Consider the following 22255-nt stretch of genomic DNA (forward strand, 5'->3'; position numbering starts at 1 on the left):
CAGGATTGGATAGTTCCGCTGACGCGGGGGTTGTTCTGGCCTCGCGGGATGCCACTTCCCCGTCCGGTCGCGACGACATTCTCTCCCTGATCCGCACCACCGCCGATCGCCACAAGGGCAATCGCGCCCTGCACCTTGCCGGCCTTGATGCGAGCGACTGGCAGGTCCTGTTCCGCGCCCTTGTCGAGGCCGAAAGCAGCTATAACCCGACCGCCCTGAGCCCGAAGGGGGCCTATGGCCTGGGCCAACTCATGCCCGACACGGCCCGCGCGCTCGGGGTCGATCCGCACAACCCCTCCCAAAACCTCGACGGCGCAGCGCGCTATCTGCTCGCACAACTGGCCACGTTCAAGGATACCGACCTTGCGCTCGCGGCCTACAATGCCGGGCCACACCGCGTGGTCGAATATTCCGGCATCCCGCCCTTCACCGAGACGCGTGACTACATCGCGCGCATCCACCAGACCCGGTCTCGGCTGGCGGGCATGCCTGTCGCCAAGCCAGACACCCGTGTCGCATCCCGCGTGCCAAGGCGCGCACCGGTCCTCTTAGCTCTCCCGTAAATCAAGGAAACCTCGCATGCTCAGACATCGCCTCAGCCGCCTCTTGCTTACCGCCACTACCTTGACGGTCTTCACGACGCCCGCTCTCGCGCAGGACTTGTCGCCGATCCAGACCATGCTGGAAACCGTCGAGGCCGCACTGACCGGCCCCATCGGGATCGCTGTCGCCACGCTCGCTGTCATCGGAACCGGCTTCATGTGCATGATGGGACGGCTCAACTGGGGCTGGTTCGCCTCGGTCATCATCGGGATCGTGCTGATCTTCTCGGCGAACACCATCGTTGCAGGCTTCGCCTGAGGCTGGAGCGTAGAGTTGGCAGAACGATCCCCCCTCTTTCTGGGCCTCGCCCGTCCGCCCAAATATCTGGGTCTCCCTGTCGGATACCTCGTGGTGCTGGCGACAGGGGTCGTTCTGCCGTTCATCTGGACCAAGTCGATGGTCTTCTTCCTGATCGGTCTCGTTGCCTATCCGATCCTCTGGTTCGTCGCCGACCGCGAGCCGCATTTCTTCGAGGTGCTGCGGGTCTCCTACGGCTCAGTCCGCCCGACGAAGAACCGGGCCTTGCACGGAGGCGACAGCTATGGCGCTTGACGCAGGCACACTTTCCACCCACGGAACCGCTCTGCTTCAGGCCGGCGGCGGGGAGTTCGCGCGGGAGAGCTACCTCGCCGAACACCTGCCGTATTTTGCCCTCGCCGATGACGATGTCATGGTGCTGCGCGAGGGCGACCTGATGGCGACCCTGCGCCTTGATGGTCTGAACCCGATGACCACAGAGGATGCCCGGCTTGACGCGCTCAAACGGGCGGTCGCGGCCATCGTCGCCCAAACCGGCAACACCTTCGGCTTCTACATCCACCGGATCTCCGTGCCGCAGGATCTCGGGATGCGCCCGATCGAGGGGGACAGCTTCGCCGCCGCGATCGATGCCCGCTGGCAGGCCCATGTCAAAGACCTGCGCCCGGCGAAGCGCCAGCTCTATCTCAGCGTCATCCGGCGCCCCGACATCTCGGCGCGCATCCCCCTCCTGCGCGCCCTCGCGCGTAAGGCCTGGGTCAAGGACCGCGCCACGCGGATGCAGGAGCTGAATGAGGTCATGGGCTTCTTCGAGGTGGCGCTTGCCTCGGCCAATCCCGTGAGACTCACGAAGGCAGGCGGGGAGTGGCTGGGATACCTCAATACGCTGAACGCTGGGGCATTCTCCCCGATCGCCTTCGGGCAAAGCGCCCTGCCCCTTTCTCACACACTGAGCAACTGCCGCGCCACCTTCGACGGCGACGTCGTCACCCTGACCGACGCCGTGACCCGTCGGGTCAAATACGGCGCGCTCTTCTCGATGAAGACCTATCCGGCCCTCACGGACGTCACGCTGCTCGATGCGCTCGACCTGCCGCTCGACATCGTTCTGACGAACTCCTTCAGTCCGATCCCGAACAACATCATGGCCGAACGCATCCAGCGGATCATCCGCCAGATGCATGCCTCCGACGATGCCGCTGTCTCATTGCGGGAACAGCTTGGACAAGCGGCCGACGACCAGGAAGCGGGCCGCATTGCCTTTGGCGACCATCACCTCTCGATCGCCGTCTATGCGCCAGACCGTGACACGCTCGAGCGTGCTGCCGCCCAGATCAAGCGTGTGGGTCAGGAGATTATGTCCGTGATCGTGCGCGAGAGCATGGCGCTGAAAGCCACCTACTTCGCGCAATCCCCCGGCAACTTTGGCTACCGCGCGCGGAAGACGCCGATCTCCTCAATCAACTTCGCGGACTTCGCGGCCCTTCACGGCAGCGTCGAAGGGCGCGGGCCGGATCAGTCGCCTTGGGGTCAGACCATTTCGGTCCTGCCCACGGTCGGCACTTCTGGTTATCGCTTCAATTTTCACGAGGCGGGCAGCCCCGGCAAGGAACCGACCGTTGGCCATACGCTGGTGTTGGGACGCACCGGCACCGGCAAGACGCTGACCACCGCTTTCCTCGCAGCCCAAGCGCAGCGGGTCGGCGCGCGGCTCTTTTTCTTCGATAAGGATCGCGGGCTTGAGATGGCCGTGCGCGCCCTTGGTGGCCGGTACAACGAAATCCGCGCGGGTGTGCCGACGGGCCTCAACCCGCTCGCCACAGAGACCGACGAGCGCGGCCGCGCCTGGCTATCGGACTGGCTGGCGACGCTGCTCACACGCAACGGAACCCTCACGGGCGAGCAATCCCGCCACATCCAGAGCGCGGTCGGCCAGAACGCCGATGCGGGCGCAGCCCTACAACGCTTTGCCAGTTTCGAGACCCTGTTCCAGTCACTTGACGATGATGGCGAGCTGCAGTCCCGTGTTGCCGAATGGGCGCCCGGCGGTCGCTACGGCTGGGTCTTTGACGAGCCCGAGCGCGGCGCGGGACTCACGCTCTCGGGCGATATCGTCGGGTTTGACATGACCGAGATCCTCGACATGACCACCGAACGGATGGCCGTACTCTCCTACATTTTCCGCCAGATCGAACGCGTGGTCGAGGATCGCCGCCCCACCATCATCGTCCTCGACGAGGCCTGGAAGCTCTTGGACGATCCGTATTTCGGGGCGCGGCTCGAGAACTGGCTGGTGACGCTTCGGAAGATGAACTGCGTCGTGATCATGATGACGCAATATCCGAGCCAGCTGCGGGACAGCCGCGTCGGTAAGACTATCGTCGAGACGGTGCCGACCCAGATCCTCTTCCCGAACGACCGCGCCACCGTCTCGGATTACGACTTCCTGCGCGTGAACGCCAAGGAAGCGGCACTTCTTGTCCAGCCCACCATCGGCCAGCGCATCGCGCTTGTGCGCTCGGCCGGCGACAGCGTCTTCGTCGATGCGGACCTCTCCGCCTTGGGCGACCTTCTTCCCATCCTTGGCGGCGGCGCCACCGGCGAGGCCCGCCTACCCGCCGATTGGCGCGCCAATCCCGACTTCTGGAGACATGTGATATGAGTTCGAAACTCCTCCTCGCGCTTTGCGCAGCCGCTAGCCTTCTGGCCGCTTGCGAGACATACACCGAGAAAACCTCGCCCTGCTTCGGGCGCAATGGCGAGCCGCAGGTGACACGCTCCGCCCTCTCTTTCTCGAACATGGGCGCTCCGGTGCAGCAGGCGGTCAAGCCCGACTGCAATTTCGAGCCCCTGCCCCGTCCGGAATGAGCCGCGCCGCGATCATATCCGCCGGAATCTGCCTCGGCCTCGGTACCCTGGCCGCGCATGCCCAAGGCGTGCCGACACAGGACAATTCCGCCATCGGCCGCGCCATCGCACGGGTGACAGCGCTCGCCGAGGATCTGGGCGTCCAGCAGGACAAGGATCGGACCGAGTCCACGCTGGCAGATGTGCAGGCCGACCAGCTGCGCGTCCTCGAGGAGATGACGGCGGCCATCACCGGCCCCGGCTTCGACATCCGCGCGCTCGAAGGGAACGCGGATTTCGGAGTGGCGGCAGTCTATCCCAACACCGATCCGAGCCCGATGAACAGCCGCCTCTTCGGCGAAGGCCGCGAGACGGTCGAGATGATGATCGTCGAAGTCGCGGGCGAGTTCGCGGGCGCGCCCGGCGTGGCCCGCGCCGGTCTCTCGGCCACCCAGTGGCGCTGCCTCTTCCAGGCGCTGATCAAGCAGGAGAGCCGGTTCAATGTTTCGATCTCGAGCCCGGTTGGCGCCTATGGGCTCACCCAGCTCATGCCCGGCACCGCCTCCGATCTTGGAGTCGACCGATACGACCCGAAAGACAACCTGCGCGGCGGCGCGCGTTACATCACCACCCAGCTCAATCGCTTCGGCAACATCCCTCATGCGCTCGCGGCCTATAACGCTGGCCCCGGCCGGGTCATCGAATATGGCGGCGTTCCGCCCTTTGCCGAGACGCAAGGCTACGTGCGCAACATCTCCAAGTTCTACAACGAATACCTGGCCGTGGTAGGCGGCGCCGACGCGCTCGGGACGCTCTCCCCCTCGGATTTTGCGCTGGCCGAATATGCCAGCATCTCCGAGGCGGGCGTCTATTACGCGGCTGACAGTTCGGCGACCACCGAACAGGTCATCAACCGGTTGCGCGCGATCATCCTGCAGATCGACGCGCAGCCCAAGGCCAAGGCGGCCTGGGAGCTCAACACCTACGCCAAGGCCGAGATCGGCCGCATCCTCAACCTTCGTGTCCGGCTGATGGCCGCCAACCAGCAGCGCGAGGCGGCCTATGCGCAGCACCTCGTCGCCGACCGGCTGGCCGAGCGCGACTTCATGCAGATGGGAGTTCCCGAATGAGACAGTTTCTTTTGACGTCTGCAGCCATTGTCGGGCTCGGGTTTTCCTCACCCGCAACGGCCCAGGGCGTACCAACGTTCGATGGCTCGCAGCTTGGCCAGCTCGTGGCCCAGCTCGAGCACATGGCCGAGGATCTGAACGTCCAGATGCAACAACTCGCTACCATGCGGCTGGAACTGGAAACCCAACTGTCGCAGCTTACGAACCTCGAGGCGCAACTGACCTCGCTCATTGAGGGCAGCGGGCTCGGAGAACTCTTTGCCACTGTCGAAGAATTCCGCGCGCTGCGCGGCAAGCTCGTAGCTCCCCTCAACACCGCAGAGTCCTTGGCCAGCGGTGATTTCCTGAGCGGGTTCAATCCCGGCGCAGAACTCTCGGCCTCGGTCGAGCGGGTGCTCTCGGGCAGCGGGTTTACTTCGGAGCGCCTGAGCACGCTCTCAGGCTCCGATCAGCCCGCCGACAACCGCATCGCCACCTCAGCCGGGGCCAGCGCCATGCTCTCGGTCGCGGCGCAGGAAAGCCACGAAGAGGCGGGCCAAAGCCTCGAGCGGCTCGAGACCATGGTCGAGCTCATCGACGATCAAGATGGCTTGAAAGCCGCCGTCGATCTCAACACCCGCGTCACCGCCGAGCTCGGCATCATCCTGACCCAGATCTGGCGGCTGGAAGCGGCGCAAGGGGTCAGCGCCGGCCAGCTTGGGGTCATCGACGCCGCGACCCTCGCGGATGAGCGCAAGTTCCGGTCCATGGCGGTGGACCCATGAGGCAAACCATGACACTCAGCTTTGGACCAATTCAGTCTCTTGGCCTCGCAGCGATAGTCCTCTGTACCCTGCCCAATGCTGCGTTGGCGCAGACACCGAGCACAGATCCGTTAGGCGACACGCCCTTCAACTCGATGGCGATCGCGCGGGATCAAACGGATGAATGCCGTGTTCCGAAACCACCCGCCGATCTGGCCGAGACCGCCTATCTGCGCAATGGCTACCGCGCGATCCTGCGCATCCTGATCGCTGAAGAGGCGCTCGCCTCGGAGAGCTGTACCTGCCAGCTGGATCAGTTCACCTGGGATCAGGCACTTGACGCCCTGTCCCGGTTTCAGACCTCGAACAACCCACGCCTCCCCTTCAAGGTACTCGATCTCTACGCGCAGGCCGACGCGCACGAGGCGCAAGTTTTGGAGGCTTGTGCCGAGTAGATGGGCGTTATTCGCGACATCCTGAGCCAGGTCGACGCCGCGGTGGATACCGTGGCGCAGGACGGCTTTGTCTCCTCGGCGGGCGCCGTCGGCGACGTGATCTCCGCCGGTGCCGCGCTCCTCGTCGTGCTTCTCGGGATCAATGCGGTGATGCAACTCCGCCCCCTGCCCTTCGGCACCGGCTTTGCCTTCGGCATGAAGATCGCGCTCGTGGGGATCTTTGCGCAGAGCTGGGACAATTTCAGCGTCATCTATAACATCGTCACGCAGGTGCCCGACTCCGTCGGCGCCTCGATCCTGGCGCTCACCGGCTCGGGTGACGAGGCTGGGGTCTATGAGAGCCTCGACAACATGGTCGCCCGCATCACCGCCTATGGTGACACGATCGGCGACCGCGCGGGTTGGGTTTTTGGCGCGGTCCTGGGCGCGATCTTCTTCGTCCTTTCCGCCGTCTTTGCCGCCGTCACCGCCGGGATCATCGCTTTCGCCCGCATCGTCTTCGCGCTGATGATCGTGATCGCCCCCTTCATGATCGTGACCTCGCTCTTCAAGCCGACCCAGTCCCTCTTCGAGGCCTGGACCCGCGCCACCATCGGCTATGCGCTCATGCCGGTCGCCGCCGCCGGGGCCGCGGGCATCATCGTGGCGATCGCCGAGGCCATCGGCGACGCCTCCGCCGATCCCGGTGACGTCGAAACCGTCAGCCTCATCCTGCCCTTCCTCGTCATCCTGATCCTTAGCGCCGGTATCATGGCCTCGGTCCCCTACATCGCCTCCAACCTCACCGGCGTCGTCGGCATTGCGTCCAATGCCGTGGGTCTGACCGGCCTCGCGCGGCAGGGTTTCGTGAACACGCGTCAGTATGGCACGGGCACAACCTCCCGCCTCGTCACCGGCAAGTCTCCGCAGGAGCTGAACCAGATGGCCAATGCGGGCGTGGTGAAGACCGGCGAGATGATCCGCCAAAGCCCCGGCGCGCTCCTCTCTGCCGCCAAGGCCTTCCGCAAACCCTGATGTGAAAGACGACCACTTTGAAGAAGCTTGTGACCAGTTCTCCCGCGCCTGACCGCGACGCGTTTGAGGCGGATTTCATCTACGGGCCACGGCGGCGCGAGCGCTTCGCCTGGTTCGTCGCGGCGGCAGGCGTGCTGGTCGGCGTGGCTGGCATAGTCGCGGGCGCGAGCCTCTTTCCGCTCAAATCGACCGAGACCTTTGTGGTCGTGGTCGACAAGGAGACTGGCGAGATGGACCGGGTCGCCGCTGTCCAGGCGCTGACCCTTGCCGAGAGCGACGCCATCATTCAGGCCAATCTCGTGGCCTACGTCGATGACCGCGAAACCTATGACCTGACCGATGGCGAGCAGCGAATAAACTCGGTGCTGGACCGCTCCGACGGCGACGCCGCCCGCACTTTGCGCGATCTTTGGTCCTCCACCAACGAGGACTACCCGATCACCGTCTATGGGCGTGACGCCAAGATCGAGGTGGTCATCAAGTCCGTGAACCAGATCGAGCGTGGCGTGGCCCAGGTCCGCTTCACCCGCACGCTGCGCCGTCCCCGCGACACCCGCACCGTGACCCGGTCTTACGTCGCCACCGTCGGCTACGACTTCCAACCTGAAACCCGCCAGCGCCTTCAGGACGTCTGGGCCAACCCCTTGGGCTTCGTGGTGACCTCCTACCGCGTCGACGCCGAGACCCTGGAGAACTGACATGAAATCCCTGCCCGCGCTCCTCACCACGGTTCGCACCACGCTTCTTCTGGCGCTTGCCCTTCCTGTTGCCGCAAGCGCCGAGGCCACGCCGCAAGGTGGTCCGCTCGACATCCGCATCCGCACCGCCGTCTACAATGAGAACCAGGTCTACCGGATCGAGACCGATCTTCGGCATTCGACCACGATCCATTTCGGGGCGGGCGAGCGCTTTGAGGCGGTAATTGTCGGCGACACCGAAAGTTTCCAGGTCGATCCGCTCCCCGAGCTCGGCAACGTGCTGACGATCAAACCGCATGTGGCGCAGGCCTCGACCAACATGACGGTGATCACCAACCGACGCACCTATTCCTTCCATTTGCGCGAAGGCTCGATCCCGAACCGCACCGGCATGTTCTTCGAGGTTCGCTTCCGCTACCCTGACAAGGAACCCCGCGCGGCAGGTGCAACCCAGCCGAAAGGGTTTGAAGCGCCGCGCAATTACAACTACCGCGTCTCGGGCGAGGGCGACTTCCGACCAAGCCATATCTACGACGACGGGCGCTATACGTATTTCGTTTTCCCGGAGAACACCCGTCAGCCCGCCCTGTTCAAGGCCGATGACCAGGGCCGTGAGCGCACCGTGAACTGGACGCAGGCAGGAAACACCGTCCGCGTGCTCGGGGTAAACACCTACTGGACACTGCGCATCGGCGACGAGGCGATCTGCGCCTGGCGCGACGAAAGCGCGATCTATGTGAGCAACTGACCATGGCTGATCAAACCCCTCCCGATCTCCAGGACCGCCTCGATCAATTCAGCCAGCGCGGCAAATCCAAACGCCGCAGCAACAGCCTCGGGGTTGGTGCCCTCGCTGCCGCCCTCGCCCTTGGCGGTGCCGGGGTCGCGTATTTCCTGGCCACCGGCTTGCAGGAAGGCGACAGCGCGCTTGAAACCTCCGATGTCGAGACCTTCCAGGACCGCCGCCCCGGCACCGGCGGGCGACTGGAGTTCCCGCCCGACGAAACCGAGCAACGGGTGAACGACGCACTGATTGCCGTCGAGGAGGCGCTAGACGTGCCAGCGGCCCCTGCCCCCGAGCCAAGCGCCGAGGTGCTGGCCGAGATCGCCAAGCTCCGCGAAGCCCTTGCCGCCAGCCAGGCCGCCCGCAACTCAGAAATCCAGGTCGCCGTCGCGGACCTGCGCGACGCCTTCGACGACCAGAAGGCAGCACTCGAAGCCACACTGGCCGAAAAGGAGGCCGAGCTTGCCAATCTGCAGCGCCAGACCGAAACCCGCATCGAAGGGCTGCAAGCCATGCTCGATGCCGAGCGCGCACAGCGCGAGGGGCTTGAAGCAGAGCTGAACCGCGAAGGGTTGATCGCCGATCAGCGCCTTCTCGAAGAACGCCGCCGGCAGGAAGAGGAACAGCGCCAGCGCGAGGCCCAGCGGGTCGCCGAGGAGCTTCTGACCGCGCAGATCAAATCCCCCGCCGTGGTCTATGCCGACGGTCCGCGCGGTGGCCAAAGTGGCGCGGCGGTCGCCGATCCGGCGGCCGCTGGCACCGGGGGGCCGGTGCTCTCGGGCAATGAGCAGTTCCTGCAGAGTGCGCGCCCGCTCGAAGTGCAGGAGGCCGCCCGGCTCACCCATCCCGAACGCACGCTGACGCAAGGGTCCGTCATCCAGGCCGCGCTCCAGACTGCCATCAACAGCGATCTGCCGGGCTCCGTGGTCGCGGTCGTCTCTGAGCCGGTCCAGGCGTTTTCCGGGGACCGGATCCTGATCCCCCGGGGCTCTCGTCTTTTTGGCCAATACCGCTCCGGCATCGAGATGCATCAGAAACGCATCCTGATTGTCTGGACCCGCGTCCTGACCCCAGACGGCACCTCGATGGAAATCGCCGCCGTGGGCGGGGACCAGCTAGGCCGCTCCGGCCTGACAGGTCTTGTCGACACCAAGTTCGCCGAGCGCTTCGGCGGGGCGGCACTGATTTCCGTGATCGGGGCGGCACCGGCCGTGGCGGCGGAGAGTGCCAACAATGAGACCACGAGCATTGTTCTGGGCGATGTCGGCAGCGACCTGCAGGATGCGGTCGGATCGGTGATCGCCGACCAGATCTCGATCGCCCCGACGATCTATGTCGATCAGGGGGCCGCGGTCACCGTGCTCGTTGACCGGGATGTGGTGATTTACTGATGGATCAGGCGTCGCCAGCCTCCTACCTCGAGCGTTATCTCGACCCGTTCCGCGACCTTCTGAGACGCGATGACGTGGTCGAAATCGCGATCAATCCGGACGGCAAGGTCTGGATCGAGGTCGCAGGCGACGCCACCATGCGCCATGAAGGCCAGACCGTGGACCGAACCACCGCCCTCAACATGGCCCAGACCATCGTCGGCGACGCCAAGGCCCGCGTCTCTGAAAAGAACCCCCTCGTGTCCGGCAAGGTGGAATATTCGGGCCGCCCCCTCCGGGTCCAGGTCGCCGTACCGCCCGCCATCGATCGAGGTGCCTCGATCACCATCCGCCTCTTCGCCTCGGGCAGCGTCCGGGATTACGCCCCCGCCTATCTCTTCGGCAAGGCCGTCTCGCTCGACGCGCTCCGCGCTGAGAAGATGAAAAACATCGCCTCCCTCGCCGAAGAGAACCTTGAGGCCGCGCTGCAAACCCTGGTCGAGGCGCGGCTCAACGTCCTCATCAGCGGCGGCACCTCGACCGGCAAGACCACCTTCGCCCGCCATCTCCTGACCCATGTGAGCGAGCACGAGCGGCTGATCACCATCGAAGACGCTTTCGAACTCTTCCCCGGCCAGCCGAACACCGTCGCCCTCCTGGCCGACCGCGGGGCCGGATCGCAACGCGGCGCCAACGCCCTCCTTCAGGCCTCCCTCCGTATGCGCCCCGACCGGATCATTGTCGGCGAGCTGCGCGGGGCCGAGGCCCTGACCTATCTCGAAGCCATCAATACCGGCCATGGTGGATCTGTCTCGACGATCCACGCCGAGACAGCTGAACTGGCAATCGATCGACTGGCGATTATGGTTCTCCAAGCAGGCACACCGCTGACCTTCGCCGAGGTGCGTGAGTACATACGGAAATCCATCGATGTGATCGTCCAGCTCGGGCGGGCCGAAGGGAAGCGGGGGATCACGGAGTTTTATCTGCCGGGCTGACGACGAAATTCGACAGGGCGGGAGAGGCGCAGACTTTTCTGCTCTTGCGAGTTGATAAAGCCACTATGGCAGAAACCGACATTCAGATTGCGCTGAACTTGGCTCAAACTCTGCATTCCTGCAAGTCAACTCAGAGACCAAATCGCTGAACGCTGCGCCCTGTCCCAATGTCCGCACTTTAATGCGTAGCCAAGAACGACCATTATTACCTACTAAGGGAAATGAGCGCGAACGCCGCTGCTTTGCTGCGGCGTTCGTCATCTCCCAGTTCCAGTAAGGCAGGCCTACAAGCTACCCGTCGGAGTGATTCTGTCGAGGGTTACGATCTTGGCATCCACATCCCCCAAAGCATCCGCGAGCGCTCGCATAGTTGCAGCTGGTCGCTCTCGCTGTTCTGCGTCAGTCGTCTCTGAGAAAAACAAAACCTCTTTCGAATCCTGATCGACGCATGAGATGCTGCTGTCGCGAGTATTGAAACCCCAACACAGGACATCACAGTTGCTTGCATAGACCACTAGTCCCTCGGACAATGGAAATGCCTCAGCGCTGCCCCCCAGTGGTACGAAACTGTCATTCGACGGGTCGGTCTTACGCAATACGATTTCAGATGACGTTAGCTTCCCAGCATCGTAGGCCCCGATAGGGGACTTTTGGTTTATCGAAACCAAGTTGTAAAAGTCCACAATCCTCAGCCCGGTACTGATGTCTTGACCCTTCTTCACTCTACGCATCAGTGCTTCAATACTTGAGTGAAACTTCGATGGCTTAATCCCCATGGCTCCATAAGCAATGCGCCAACTCGCGATCTCCGGCATACTTGTTATTGGATCAATTTTTTCCAGATCGTGGCGAAGCTTTTCAGCGTCATCCTTGAGTTTCTCAATGGCTGATTGCAAAGCCGCAGCATCGTTTATCTTAGTCCTTACAGCTGCGATGTGAACGTCAGGGAAAGTTTCCAGCACATCTCTTCCGATGGATAATGTAACTTCATTCATTGGTTTTCCTCTCACATGTGGATTTGTTGTTGGCCCCGGCCTGAAGGCCGGGACCACTTGCTCATGCGCGGTCCAATACACGCTCTCGCTGTAGGGATTCCTGATAGAGTTTGTCGTATTTCGTCAGGAGTTTATGGACCCGGCGATGACGGCGCTCGGGGATATTTGGGAACATGTGATGTACCAAATGATAGGCGTCGTTCTTGGGGTGGATTAGAACCCGATGCACCCAACCATCGTTGGTATAAGTCGTGTCAAACTCCGTTTCCCCTGCCGCATAATCGTGCTCTTCAGACTCAGCAATAGAACGAATGACGGGCAGAACGGTTGTTGCTGGCAGCATCCAAAACCCGACCCACGCCAGAGCCGCCAACGCAATGGCATCTACAGCAGATGCGCTCCCGAAAAACGCAATAAGCAGAGCCCCCGGCGCGATCAAAAAAGAGATATGCCACGCTGCGAAGTAGGCCCACTGACGACCGGACTGGCTGCCAATTTCCCTGTAGTAGGCGGCATTGTACTCTGGAAGCCAAGCCACGACGGCTTTGACGATCTTCCAGCGCGTCGACAGGTCTAGATGTTCCAAACCCATATCAGCAAACCGTTGGCGGCAAGGGTCGAGGTGAGACCCGAACGAACCATGGTGAATCCGGTGCGATTTCCAGTAGGCTTCGACCGTGCTGAGTACTGGAACAGCCACCAAGACGTTGGCCAGCAGGTTGTTGAGCCGCCGTTTGGAACGCGTCCAAGCCAAGTGAGATGCATCATGGACCATGAGCTCGAGTCCGCGCATCTGCCGCGCGATACCAGTTGCTGCTAGGACATACACGAGAGCTACACCGGCGGCAGCTGCCGCTGCATTAGGCAGGGAAGCCCCCACAAGCCCCATCGCATATACTGCTGCAATGGCCACAAGCGGGATCGAAACCAATGTAAGTGCCGCTTCGGCCACGCTGGCTACGAGGTTGCTCTCTTCCGCTTTCTTGAGTTCCGCGCGTACGTGCTCCGGAAGATGAGAAGTGTCGTAACCACGTTTGTATCGTCGCTCCGGAAGATCCTCATTCTTTGAGCCATCAGCGATGGCTTGGCTGCGTGCGGCCTTCACCACATCGTTCGCCATGTTTTTCTGGAAAGTCATTTGACTCCTCCCTGAAGAGGACAGAGCGCTTCTCTTGTTAAAGTGGCTCACAACGTGTACCCTCTAACCGCCGGTGAAGATGGGCGCTCTGCCCCGCTGGTGACTACAAAACCTGAACCGGCTCAGACCCACAGCGCTGCAACGCTGTGGGTCTAATTAAACACATTGAGACGTCATCTGGCCTATGATGATGGGGCTTTGACTGCACTGTTGGGCGGCTCTCAAAAACCTAGCAAGCAGTCTGGTTTGAAGCTGCCTCAGTTTCACCACGGCGGAAGCTGATTTCCAACGTTTGAACCAGAATCTGGCATCCCAGATACGGGCATTCACTCAAGTAGAAATGGCATATCGGTCGCTTAACCGCCTCCAAACTGCCGAAAAACAAGAACAAACAAAGTACAAACCTAGGGAGTCCCCCATCTACACTCCGGATGGAGCCATTTGACTCAGTTTCGGAGCAGATTTTTGTGTTCAATCTGCAAGAAATTTGCCATGTTCCCGCGACGAGGGGGAGCGGCAGTGTCCAAGAGTTTTGAAAAATTTCTTAGCGAGTTCAAAGTAATCGAACCAGCCAAGCGCAAGCAAGTCATGGACGACGCTCAACGCGATCTGCGCCTGTGCATTTCCGGGAAAGACCGGTTCAATGGTTTGACCTACTCAATCATCTCGAGACTGTACTGCCATTACGCTATGTCGATTGCGGACCAAAAGCGGCTAGACAAGATCGGTGCCAGCACGATCAATAGCCCCCAATGGAAAGACCTGTCTGAAGAGATAAACGCATTCGTCAGCGGACTGCCCGATGAATTGCGTGAACATTGTTACACTTTACCTGTATCTGGAAACGAAGTTGCATCTTTTGCGACATTCGCAGTTCGAAAGAAAGGGAGCTACAAGGCGGGTCTACCGATGACCTTTGTGCTCTTCTTATGCAACTTGAAGGATTCTGATGCTCTCAAGAGGGAGTATCTGCGGCTTATGCTGAATCAGGAGGAACAGCAAGTTCCCAGTAGACTGCTAAACGCTCTCAGTTCGCGCCTCGAGCTTCCAGGGGCGCAGGGTAATGTTGTGAAGCCAACACTCGGGTTATCGTTAAACTTCGAGGTCCAGCAGGACCACTACGATGAAATGTCGAGCTTTGTTAGGTCGTTTGTACATGGTGAAGACGGATGCGGTCACATGGTGGTGTATCGTCCAATGCGTTCTGATCCGAACAAAATCATTAAGTCCTTTACCGCAATTAGTCCTCCCGAACGCGCACGAAACGACAAGCATTCATTTGTTTTCACACATATTTACAAGGCTCCTAAGGCTGGAGGCAGGACACGGATCGGTTCTGGAAAGATTCTACCACTCGAGCAAGGCCTTTACTTCGTTGGGGGACAAAAGCCGCAGGCTGAAAAGCATTCGCCAGGTTCGAACAGAACGCCGTTTACCTCGATGAAAATCTTGGCAATCCGGTGGGTGGACATTCGAGCAGGTCACTCTGTGATCCCAGGCTTGGTGATGTCCACTAACTATACTGGAAAACTGATATCTTCGCGCGTCGCCATACGTCTGTCTCCAGCACAAAAATCCGACGATCTAGACTTGAAGCCTTTTCCGGCGTCAGAGCTTTTCGAAAATCTCGAAAAGGATGTCGAGGTTGAGAAAAAGGCGATTGAACTTGTTTTGAAGGGGGAGCCTGAACAAAGAACGGCTTGGCACTATGAAAACACTCAGCGCTTCGGTGCACACTTAACTTCCAACAACGAAGAAGAGTGCCACGAGCTCCTCTCTGAAATCGAGAGAGAGATAATCAAGTACTCGAATAACGCACCCAACAGCGCAAGCGATTGGCGAGTACCCGACGGGTTTATTCGGGAGCAAGGTAGGCGCAGCGACACCCTTGATGATACAGAATTGATGGCTGCTATTGGCAACTCTTTGAAGGGCACCTCGGGATCAACCTACGAAAAAGAAGGGGAAAAATTCGACCTGTGGTCTCACGTTCGTTTCGCACCGCTTCAGATAGACTAGCTATTACCAGCCCAAGCTTGTTCGTTTAATGCCAAAGTAGAAACGACCGCACATTTCACGCCGACCGAAAGTGGCCACTGGGGAAGAGGCACCGAAAGGCCTATATACTCCGTGCTGCAGAACTTTGGACCGTCCTTGATGTGGCAAAAAGCCCGAATGGGTGGTTCGAGAAGGCTGCAGTGCGGCTTTGGCCAACACCATAGGCGACAACTTTGGGCCGTTCGACAAAAAAACTATCCTCACCCACCCAACATTTCCTCAATGAAATCCTCCTGCCGGTCGAGCGCTGCCTCCCATTCCTTCGGCACCGCCGCTTCCCGCTCGAGCGTCTCGGGCTCAGGCTGCCCGCGCCCGGCCTCCAAAGCCATCACCCTCATCGCGCGTGCTTCGCGCCGCTGCGAGCGATCCCGGACCGGGGTGCGCTCGGCTGGTTTCGCTTGCTCGTCTGCGCCGGTCTCGTCACCGCCATCGGGACCCCAGGGCCCCACGCCCTGCACACTCGGTGGATAGGGAAACGGCTTGCCCTCCTGGCGGGCCAGCATGTCCTTGAAGAACGGATCGTCGTAATACTTGATCCGGCTCGCCTTGATCGGATGCTGGGGCGAGGCGAGGATGATGACCTCGTCGGGATCCATCAGGCGCGCTTCGGTCTCGGAAAGCAGCGGACGCTCTTCCAGCCGCGCCGAAGTCGACGTCGCGCCGAGGAAGCCCTTGTTGCGACCGTACATCCGGGTCACCGCCTCGCGGGTGGTGCTGCCGACGGCCGCCGAGACCTCTTTCACGGTACGCTGATCCCGCGGCGTGATGTAGAGCTTGAGCCCGGCCCCGTTCTCGAGGCTCTCGCGGCCCTCGGGCCCATAAATGCGGTCGAGCGAAGCCAGCGACTGCGCGATCATCGCGACGCGGCCGCCATAGCTTGCCAGGGAATGGATCGCGCGCTCCAGATAGGGCATCGCCCCCATCTGCTGGAATTCGTCGATCATCATCATGACCGGCCAGGGCTCATCCGGGCCCGGCTCGTTCAGGCGGATCGAGGCGATGAGATCGGCGAACATCAGACGCAGGAGCGGGGCAAGGGTTGCGATGTGATCTTCGGAAACGGCGATGTAGAGCGACTGCGGGGTCTTCCGGAAGGTTGAGAAATCGAAGTCGCTCGCCTCGGTGGCCGAGCGCACCGCCGGGTTGTCCCATTGCTTGAGACCGGCAGTCATCAGCGCCTGGATGTTCGAAGTGAGAAGCCGCGACGAGGCTGAGGCCGCATTGGTCCAAAGTTCGCGCAGGATGTCTTCCTCGGCCTCGTCGGCATAGGTCTTGTATTGCGCGTTCTTGTACTCCCCCCCGGCGACGATCTTGTTTACCTCGCCAAGGTTCGGCGTGCCGCGCTGGATCGCCAGCAGGCAGGCCGCGACAAAGATCGACTTGCCCGCCTCGGAGAAGGTGTCGAGTTGCTTGTTGTCCTTGTCGAGGAAGAGGTCGGCAAGGATCGAGACCTCGGTGAAGCGCTGCGCGAAGCTCGGGGCTTTCGCGATCCGAGCAAGCGGGTTGTAGCGATGCGTGGCATTGGCCCAGTCAAAGGGGCTGAAGCGATAGACCTCGTCGCCGTTCAGCGCCCGGAGCCGCGCGGTCTTCTCGAAGTTCTCGCCCTTCACGTCGAGCACCACGACCGAGCCCGCGAAACTCAGAAGGTTCGGGATCACGAAGCCAACGCCCTTACCGGCGCGGGTCGGGGCCACCATCATCACATGCGGGATCGTGGTCGAGGAGATAAACTCAGCCTTTGAGGTTGGCGCGCCCAGCTTGCCGCAGACGAAGCCTTCGCCGGGGGCCTGCAGCATATCGTTCTTCTTCAGTTCCGCCTTGGTCTGCCAGTGGGCCGAGCCGTAATCGTCCCGCTCCTTCTTCCAGGTCCAGGCCAGCGCAAGGGCGCCGAGCCCAATGGCCCCGAAGCCGACGGCGCCAAATCCCACCTTGAAGGCTTGCACGTGCGCCGCGCGTGTTGCGGCGCTGGCCTTCCAGAGCGCCAACATGTCGAAACTCTGAAACCCGGTTTTCAGGGCCAGGGTCAGGTAGAAGGCGGCGACGATGGTGCCGATGACGGCACCGCAGATCACACCGAAGAGGAGCGCGGCCCAGAGGGGAAGTGTCTTGGTCATGGTGGTCATCTCCCCCTTAGAATTCCATCTCGTCATCGAGACCGCGGTCCCGACCGAGATCACGTCCCAGCTCCTGGGCCTCCTGCTGGCCGCGCAGCCGCGCCACTTCGGTTGCCTTGTCCTGCTGCAACCCGGCGGCGCGGTCGGTGAAGACCTGATCGCCGGTCTCCTCGAAGGTCATTTCGAGGAACTCCTGCGTGACGGTGATCTGATCGAGCTTGCTTGGCAGGGCCGCGTCCAGCACCTCGTAGTTGCCACGGCGTAGCTCAGCCAAGCCCTCCTCACCCAATTCCTTGAAGAGCTCGGATTGCAGGGTCCGCTCGACCGTCTCTTCCTGTTCCTCGGTGAGCTTGCCGTCGCGGAGCATGTCGGCGAGATCCTGCAGGTAGGGATTGGGTGTCCGGTCTTCCTCATCGATAAGGGGCAAGGTCGCCTCTTCCTCGTCCGCGAGGGTTCGGCCGATCTCGACGCCCAGTTCCTTCGCCCGTTCCATAAGCGCGTCCATCAGGCCATCGACTTTTTCGAGCGCGGCATCGAGCTGCTCGTCATTGGCCGTCTCGACGCTCAGGCCATCCTTCGCCAATACAGCGTCCATATCCCGCTCGACCCAGTCCTGCGCCATCCCGTAGTTGCGCGTGCCGCCCGCCGTGATCCGGGCCACCAGTTCCTCGCTGTCCATGCCTGCCTCCTCGGCGCGCTCGAGCACATCGCTCAAAACGGCATCTTGGCCCTCGTCATTGCCGGACTGCAGCGCGGCGATCAGCACCTCACTGCCCGCCCCCGGCGGATAGGGCTCTTCAAGTTGCTTGCCGAAACGCGCGCGCAGGTCCGGGTCCGGCACCATCTGTGAGAGATCCGCGATGATCGGCGCGGCCTTGGCTTCAAAAACGGCCCGCTCGGCCGGATCCAGTTCCTCGGCCTTGAGCCTCAGCGCCTCGATCGTGCGCTCGGAATAGTCGATCGCATCACCGACGGTCTTGATGTCCTTCATGTCTATCTCTCCTTCGGTGAAGTTCCACGGCGTACCGGAACCGAGCCCGTCCGCCATGCCGCGCAGGGCGCGCGCCATGTGGCGCTGGTCCATCCGGTCCAGCAGGTCGGCGAGGTTCTTGTAGTCCTTGGCGAAGCCCACCACCTGCGCCTGCGCGATGGCGGATTCCGGGGCCGTCATGACAATCTCGCGCGGCAGGCGGGCCTCCTCCTTGGCGCGGTAGATCTCTTCGATCCCGGCGGGCTTCTCGAAAATGCCCCGCTCGAGCCGGGTGGTGGCATCGAGGATGACACCGTAGCGTTCCGCGATTTCGGCCTGTTTCTCGCGCATGAGCTGCGGCGACATCACACCCTCGGCCCAGCAAGAGAACCAGGTGCCGTTCTCGACGCCGCGATTGTTCAGGATGATGTGAGCATGTTTGTGGGCCCGGTCATCATGGACCGCGAGCACATAGTCCCATTGGTCGCCGTATTCGCCGCTCTCGAAGAAATGCTCCGTCCAATCCATCGCGATGTCGCGGACCTGGTCGACCGTCACGTCGGTCGGGAAGGACAGCAGCATGTGCGAGGTGAAACCGAGCTTGGTCGAGCCGCGCCAGGTCCCGGCCCAGTCCTCGATGATGTCCTCTTTCTGCTCTTCAGAAAGCACCGCCGCGTCGGTCAGCGCATTGGTCATCGTCGAGTAGGCGTAGACCGCCTTGTCGTTGATGTAGGAGATCTGCGCCCCGAGCGAAACACGCGTCTTGCAGCCTCCGGCCCGGATCCGTTTGAACACCGCCGCCCGGCTTTGCCCCGTCGCCGCCTTCAGCGCGTTGCGCGCCGACATGGATCCGACGCGCGCGAAACTACGCCCCTGCCGGCGCCCCGCCAGACGCGCATCGATCCGCGCCGCGGCCTGGCCCCGGATGCGCTCATCCTCCCAGAGCCGGCCCATGACCGAGGTGTAGAGGGCGAGGGGATCAGCCATTGCGCACCAGCCTTAGACCGCCCCCTGTCACGGGCGAGCTGTCCTCCAGAACCTCGCTTTGTACCCCCCGCCCTACTTCCTTTTGCGGCCACTCCTGAGCACGCAACGCCTGCGCCGCATCCTTCATCCGGCCCATCTCACGGCTCATCGATTGCGCCAGATCGAGCAGTTCGATCAGAACCGCGCGATCCGCCTCCGAGATCTCCAACCGACCGCGATGGACCGCCTTGGCAAGCAACAGTCCGGCATCGCTCACGTCCTTCGCCTGACGCCATGAGGCGCAGAATTCCGAGACCAGATCACGCGGCACATCGAGGAAACCGCACCGCGCGCGCAGCACCGCATTGAGCGCCTGCGAGCGGTTGGTGTAGCCACGTTCGCGCCACTCCGCATCGAAAATCTCAAGCTCGGATCGGCTGGCTCGGAACGCCACCGTCTCGCTCGGATCGCGCACCGCGATCCCCTCGCCCGCCTCCTCTTTCGCGAGCCGGTTCACGTGGCGTGGAGAGATGCCGAACGCCACCGCCAGCTCCTTCGCGCTTTCGCCCGCCGCGAAGCGCCGCGCGACTTCGATGCGCTCTTCAAGCTTCAGGTTTTTCGCTGGCCTCGGCACGGGTCAGACCCCTCGGACAAAATGTGCAAACATTGGCCATATCCTGCCAACGTCTTTTTTCTCTCCTTCGCTTATACTTCAATACATCACATTGCGCAATATTACGTTTTGATTGACTTGTCTTTTTGCGCCCCATTGCTGGCACATCTCGCCCGACGGAGTGCAACGAGATCCGACATTTCAACGCGCAACAAACCATCACCAGCAGGGAAACAGCAAGCGCTTCTATTTCGTCAGGGTGTCGCCCAAATGTCGTTCAGCGTTGTTGGCGTGGGATCATCAACGAAACTGAAAAAGGCCGCACAGAAATGGGCGACCTTTTCTTCTGAATGCTATGCGACGCGCAACCGTCAGGCGGCAGTACCTTCATGATCCGTCAGAACCATGTTTTCCGTGATACCCACAAAGAGCGGCGTGATCTGGTACTCGTCTTCGTCGCTTCTGGGCGGCGTCACCGCGACAATTGCCACGGCTGGTTCACCGTCAAGGAAGCACGAGAAAAGTGCGAAGTTGTCGTGCTCTCCGGAAGTCAGCGCCTCAAAGGCGCTGATGTGTTCGGGACAAATATTGGTGCTCATGTCACGATCCCTCCGGCTTCGCGGGCGCGCTCGGCATAGGTGCTGAGCGGCGCGTCTGCTTTGAAGTGAAGGTCTCGTTCGATCGGCAGTCCCAGGCGACCACGATGCGCCTTCAGGATACTGAGCCGAACCGAGCCCAGTTCCGGGTAGCCAAGGCCGAGGTCGCAAAGCCCGAAGGCGATATCCGCGTCTTCTGGGTCGGTTTCGCTGAGGAGCCAGGTGGCACCACCGTCGGGCGTGAAGAGCTTGATGACCGGTGGGTGGTCGATGGTGTCCTCGCCAGCTTCGATGCGGTCCTGGTTGGCGCGGCCATTGGCGGCAAGCTGGTCGAGGATGGATTGGGGCAGAAGTTCCATTGTGTCTGTCCTTCGTATGAAATGTCGGTGAAGTTGACGGGGGAGCGTGAGGCCGCTCCCCGGCCGGGTCACTCGGTGACCTGGCCGTCGTCGCTGTCGGCTTTGGGCTCGAAGAGGACGAGTTCGCCATTCACCGGGGTTGCGAAGAGCTGGATGGTCATGAAGGACTTGGCGCCTTCGTTCTGCGGGAAGGCAACGCCCACCTTGTGGAAGCGGGTCTTGCCATCCTTGCCGGTGTCGGGGGTGGTGACGGTGTAGTACTTGGTCATATCGGTTCTCCTTCGTTTTCGATGCAAACGGGAGTCCGGGACCGTCCGGACCGGCTGTCAGGCTGAACTTTGCTGCGCGAGGAATGGGCGCGAAGCGCACAGGGGAAAGTTCTGCTTGAAGGGGGTGGCTGAAGGCCGCGCCCGGCAGATGGGCCAGGTCACGGAGATTGCATCAGAAAGAAAACGAGAGGGGAACAGGGGTGACCGGGCAACGTGCCGATCACGCTAGACCAAATGGTGGTTGGATGCTCCGAAGGTGGCTGACGCCTGAAGTTGGATGAAGCTGTAACGACCGGAAGACATGTCCCCGCGCAACCTGTTATGGCGGGGCATGATCAAGCTTCGACCCATCGCCGATGACGACCCTGCCCTGGATCAATCCTGGTTGCTGCAGGCTATGGAACTCGCCTTCGATTATGCCGACACACACGGCGGGATCGGGCTGACACAGACCAAAGCCCTCAACCGGAAGTTCGCGCATTGGATGGCGGAGAACTCGCCCTGGCCGGACTACAAGGCAGAGGAGTTGCTGCGATTGAACAAGGTGCTCAACGAGTGGGATGTCGCGCCAGCCATGGTCGTGCATGATCTCATGATCGTCATGAAGCTGGGTCGCCATGTGAAGGGCAAGTTCCAGGTCTCAAAGAAAGCCAAGGCGCTGGCCTCAAACCGCGGCGCCTTCTTCGCAGACCTCGCCGAGACCTACCTCTTTCGCTACAATCACGCCCGGACTGTGCGTTCCGAGTTCACTGCACCAGGCAACTGGGACATCTTCCTCAACATCATCAATGTCGAGGCGGAAGTTGGACTCAGCGAGGCGCATCTGGTGAAGACGCTCTACGGAATTGAACGGCAAGAGATCTATGATCGGGAATACTTTGATCACGCGGGGTTTCTGTTCACCCATGTGCTGCGTCCACTGAACTGGATCGGGTTTCTGGCAGAGACCCGCGATGGCGATAAACGATCCGACAAGACCTATTGGAAAACCCCGCTTTGGCACTCCTGTCTTCAGCTCAGCACGGATGAAATGGTGGAAGTACCTCCACGCCACTGAGGCATCCAGATCTCCGATTGTTGGAGCATCGTTTCCCGACAGCGGCCATTCGATCAACGTGCGGCGACGGTCGGCTTCGAGCCCATATTACCGATCGAGCAGTTGCAGCAATTCGCTTCCGCAGAGAAACCGCATGAGAAAGACCGGCCCCGAGCGGCCCTTCAGGCCCAATCTGGTCGCTGCAGTGCGGACGATTCCGTTTCAGGACCGCTTGCGTTGC

The 22255-nt window shown here is 61.5% G+C and carries 23 protein-coding genes; 15 read left to right on the forward strand and 8 right to left on the reverse strand.

Annotation, left to right across the window (positions count from 1 at the left end; translation table 11 throughout):
- Positions 1-5 precede the first annotated feature (5 nt).
- The 13 genes from BM151_RS20720 to virB11 are packed head-to-tail and all read left to right on the forward strand — an operon-like array spanning position 6 to position 10900.
- Positions 6-563, forward strand: a complete 558-nt coding sequence (locus BM151_RS20720; protein ID WP_090063147.1) for a lytic transglycosylase domain-containing protein — start codon at positions 6-8, stop codon at positions 561-563.
- A 16-nt stretch (positions 564-579) separates the two neighbouring features.
- Positions 580-861: a TrbC/VirB2 family protein gene (locus BM151_RS20725; RefSeq protein ID WP_090063150.1), complete on the forward strand. Its 282-nt coding sequence runs from the start codon at positions 580-582 to the stop codon at positions 859-861.
- Positions 862-876: 15 nt separating this feature from the next.
- On the forward strand, positions 877-1155 hold the full coding sequence (locus BM151_RS20730) for a VirB3 family type IV secretion system protein (protein ID WP_090063153.1): 279 nt from the start codon (positions 877-879) through the stop codon (positions 1153-1155).
- Complete coding sequence (locus tag BM151_RS20735) at positions 1145-3523, forward strand: VirB4 family type IV secretion/conjugal transfer ATPase (protein WP_090063156.1); 2379 nt, start codon at positions 1145-1147, stop codon at positions 3521-3523. The genes BM151_RS20730 and BM151_RS20735 overlap by 11 nt, the downstream gene beginning before the upstream one ends.
- Entirely contained in the window at positions 3520-3729 is a 210-nt protein-coding gene (locus tag BM151_RS20740; RefSeq protein WP_090063159.1) for a hypothetical protein, read from the forward strand. Before BM151_RS20735 ends, BM151_RS20740 begins: the two co-directional genes overlap by 4 nt.
- On the forward strand, positions 3726-4838 hold the full coding sequence (locus BM151_RS20745; RefSeq protein WP_090063162.1) for a lytic transglycosylase domain-containing protein: 1113 nt from the start codon (positions 3726-3728) through the stop codon (positions 4836-4838). Before BM151_RS20740 ends, BM151_RS20745 begins: the two co-directional genes overlap by 4 nt.
- On the forward strand, positions 4835-5602 hold the full coding sequence (locus BM151_RS20750) for a type IV secretion system protein (RefSeq protein WP_090063164.1): 768 nt from the start codon (positions 4835-4837) through the stop codon (positions 5600-5602). The genes BM151_RS20745 and BM151_RS20750 overlap by 4 nt, the downstream gene beginning before the upstream one ends.
- Positions 5603-5610: 8 nt before the next feature.
- Positions 5611-6036 carry a hypothetical protein gene (locus BM151_RS20755; RefSeq protein ID WP_090063166.1) on the forward strand — a complete coding sequence of 142 codons (426 nt, stop codon included), beginning with the start codon at positions 5611-5613 and terminating at the stop codon, positions 6034-6036.
- The gene (locus BM151_RS20760; RefSeq protein ID WP_090063169.1) at positions 6037-7050 is read left to right on the forward strand and encodes a TrbL/VirB6 family protein; all 1014 of its coding nucleotides are present in this window, start codon (positions 6037-6039) and stop codon (positions 7048-7050) included.
- Between the two features lie 17 nt (positions 7051-7067).
- A complete protein-coding gene (locus BM151_RS20765; RefSeq protein WP_090063172.1) occupies positions 7068-7748 on the forward strand; it encodes a VirB8 family type IV secretion system protein in 681 nt (226 codons plus the stop codon).
- A 1-nt stretch (position 7749) separates the two neighbouring features.
- Positions 7750-8496 carry a TrbG/VirB9 family P-type conjugative transfer protein gene (locus BM151_RS20770; RefSeq protein WP_090063175.1) on the forward strand — a complete coding sequence of 249 codons (747 nt, stop codon included), beginning with the start codon at positions 7750-7752 and terminating at the stop codon, positions 8494-8496.
- A 2-nt stretch (positions 8497-8498) separates the two neighbouring features.
- Positions 8499-9923 (forward strand): TraB/TrbI/VirB10 family type IV secretion system protein, encoded by a 1425-nt coding sequence (locus BM151_RS20775; RefSeq protein ID WP_090063177.1) that lies wholly within the window; start codon positions 8499-8501, stop codon positions 9921-9923.
- Entirely contained in the window at positions 9923-10900 is a 978-nt protein-coding gene (virB11, locus tag BM151_RS20780; protein ID WP_090063180.1) for a P-type DNA transfer ATPase VirB11, read from the forward strand. The genes BM151_RS20775 and virB11 overlap by 1 nt, the downstream gene beginning before the upstream one ends.
- A 284-nt stretch (positions 10901-11184) precedes the next feature.
- On the opposite strand, the gene BM151_RS20785 is transcribed toward virB11, so the two are convergent.
- Together BM151_RS20785 and BM151_RS20790 are read right to left on the reverse strand one after the other, a co-directional pair.
- Positions 11185-11895: a B3/B4 domain-containing protein gene (locus BM151_RS20785; RefSeq protein ID WP_090063182.1), complete on the reverse strand. Its 711-nt coding sequence runs from the start codon at positions 11893-11895 to the stop codon at positions 11185-11187.
- 61 nt (positions 11896-11956) lie between these two features.
- Positions 11957-13033 (reverse strand): fatty acid desaturase, encoded by a 1077-nt coding sequence (locus BM151_RS20790; RefSeq protein ID WP_090063185.1) that lies wholly within the window; start codon positions 13031-13033, stop codon positions 11957-11959.
- A gap of 519 nt (positions 13034-13552) precedes the next feature.
- Here BM151_RS20790 and BM151_RS20795 point away from each other — a divergent pair.
- A complete protein-coding gene (locus BM151_RS20795; RefSeq protein ID WP_143093141.1) occupies positions 13553-15052 on the forward strand; it encodes a hypothetical protein in 1500 nt (499 codons plus the stop codon).
- Between the two features lie 239 nt (positions 15053-15291).
- Here the strand turns inward: BM151_RS20795 and BM151_RS20800 are convergent, their stop codons facing one another.
- From BM151_RS20800 to BM151_RS20825, 6 genes are all read right to left on the reverse strand, one after another.
- Positions 15292-17205, reverse strand: coding sequence for a type IV secretory system conjugative DNA transfer family protein (locus tag BM151_RS20800; protein WP_090063226.1), 1914 nt, complete (start codon positions 17203-17205; stop codon positions 15292-15294).
- A gap of 16 nt (positions 17206-17221) precedes the next feature.
- Entirely contained in the window at positions 17222-19162 is a 1941-nt protein-coding gene (locus BM151_RS20805) for a relaxase/mobilization nuclease domain-containing protein (protein ID WP_090063191.1), read from the reverse strand.
- Positions 19155-19775 carry a helix-turn-helix domain-containing protein gene (locus BM151_RS20810; protein ID WP_090063193.1) on the reverse strand — a complete coding sequence of 207 codons (621 nt, stop codon included), beginning with the start codon at positions 19773-19775 and terminating at the stop codon, positions 19155-19157. The genes BM151_RS20805 and BM151_RS20810 overlap by 8 nt, the downstream gene beginning before the upstream one ends.
- A gap of 350 nt (positions 19776-20125) precedes the next feature.
- Positions 20126-20353, reverse strand: coding sequence for a hypothetical protein (locus BM151_RS20815; RefSeq protein ID WP_090063194.1), 228 nt, complete (start codon positions 20351-20353; stop codon positions 20126-20128).
- The gene (locus BM151_RS20820; RefSeq protein ID WP_090063197.1) at positions 20350-20709 is read right to left on the reverse strand and encodes a DUF2958 domain-containing protein; all 360 of its coding nucleotides are present in this window, start codon (positions 20707-20709) and stop codon (positions 20350-20352) included. The genes BM151_RS20815 and BM151_RS20820 overlap by 4 nt, the downstream gene beginning before the upstream one ends.
- A 68-nt stretch (positions 20710-20777) precedes the next feature.
- Positions 20778-20978 carry a hypothetical protein gene (locus BM151_RS20825; RefSeq protein WP_090063199.1) on the reverse strand — a complete coding sequence of 67 codons (201 nt, stop codon included), beginning with the start codon at positions 20976-20978 and terminating at the stop codon, positions 20778-20780.
- 301 nt (positions 20979-21279) lie between these two features.
- On the opposite strand from BM151_RS20825, the gene BM151_RS20830 reads away from it, so the two are divergent.
- Positions 21280-22035: a hypothetical protein gene (locus tag BM151_RS20830; protein WP_245781279.1), complete on the forward strand. Its 756-nt coding sequence runs from the start codon at positions 21280-21282 to the stop codon at positions 22033-22035.
- Positions 22036-22255: the final 220 nt, after the last annotated feature.

The organism is Celeribacter neptunius, assembly GCF_900113955.1.
In the GTDB taxonomy this organism is placed as follows: Bacteria; Pseudomonadota; Alphaproteobacteria; order Rhodobacterales; family Rhodobacteraceae; genus Celeribacter; species Celeribacter neptunius.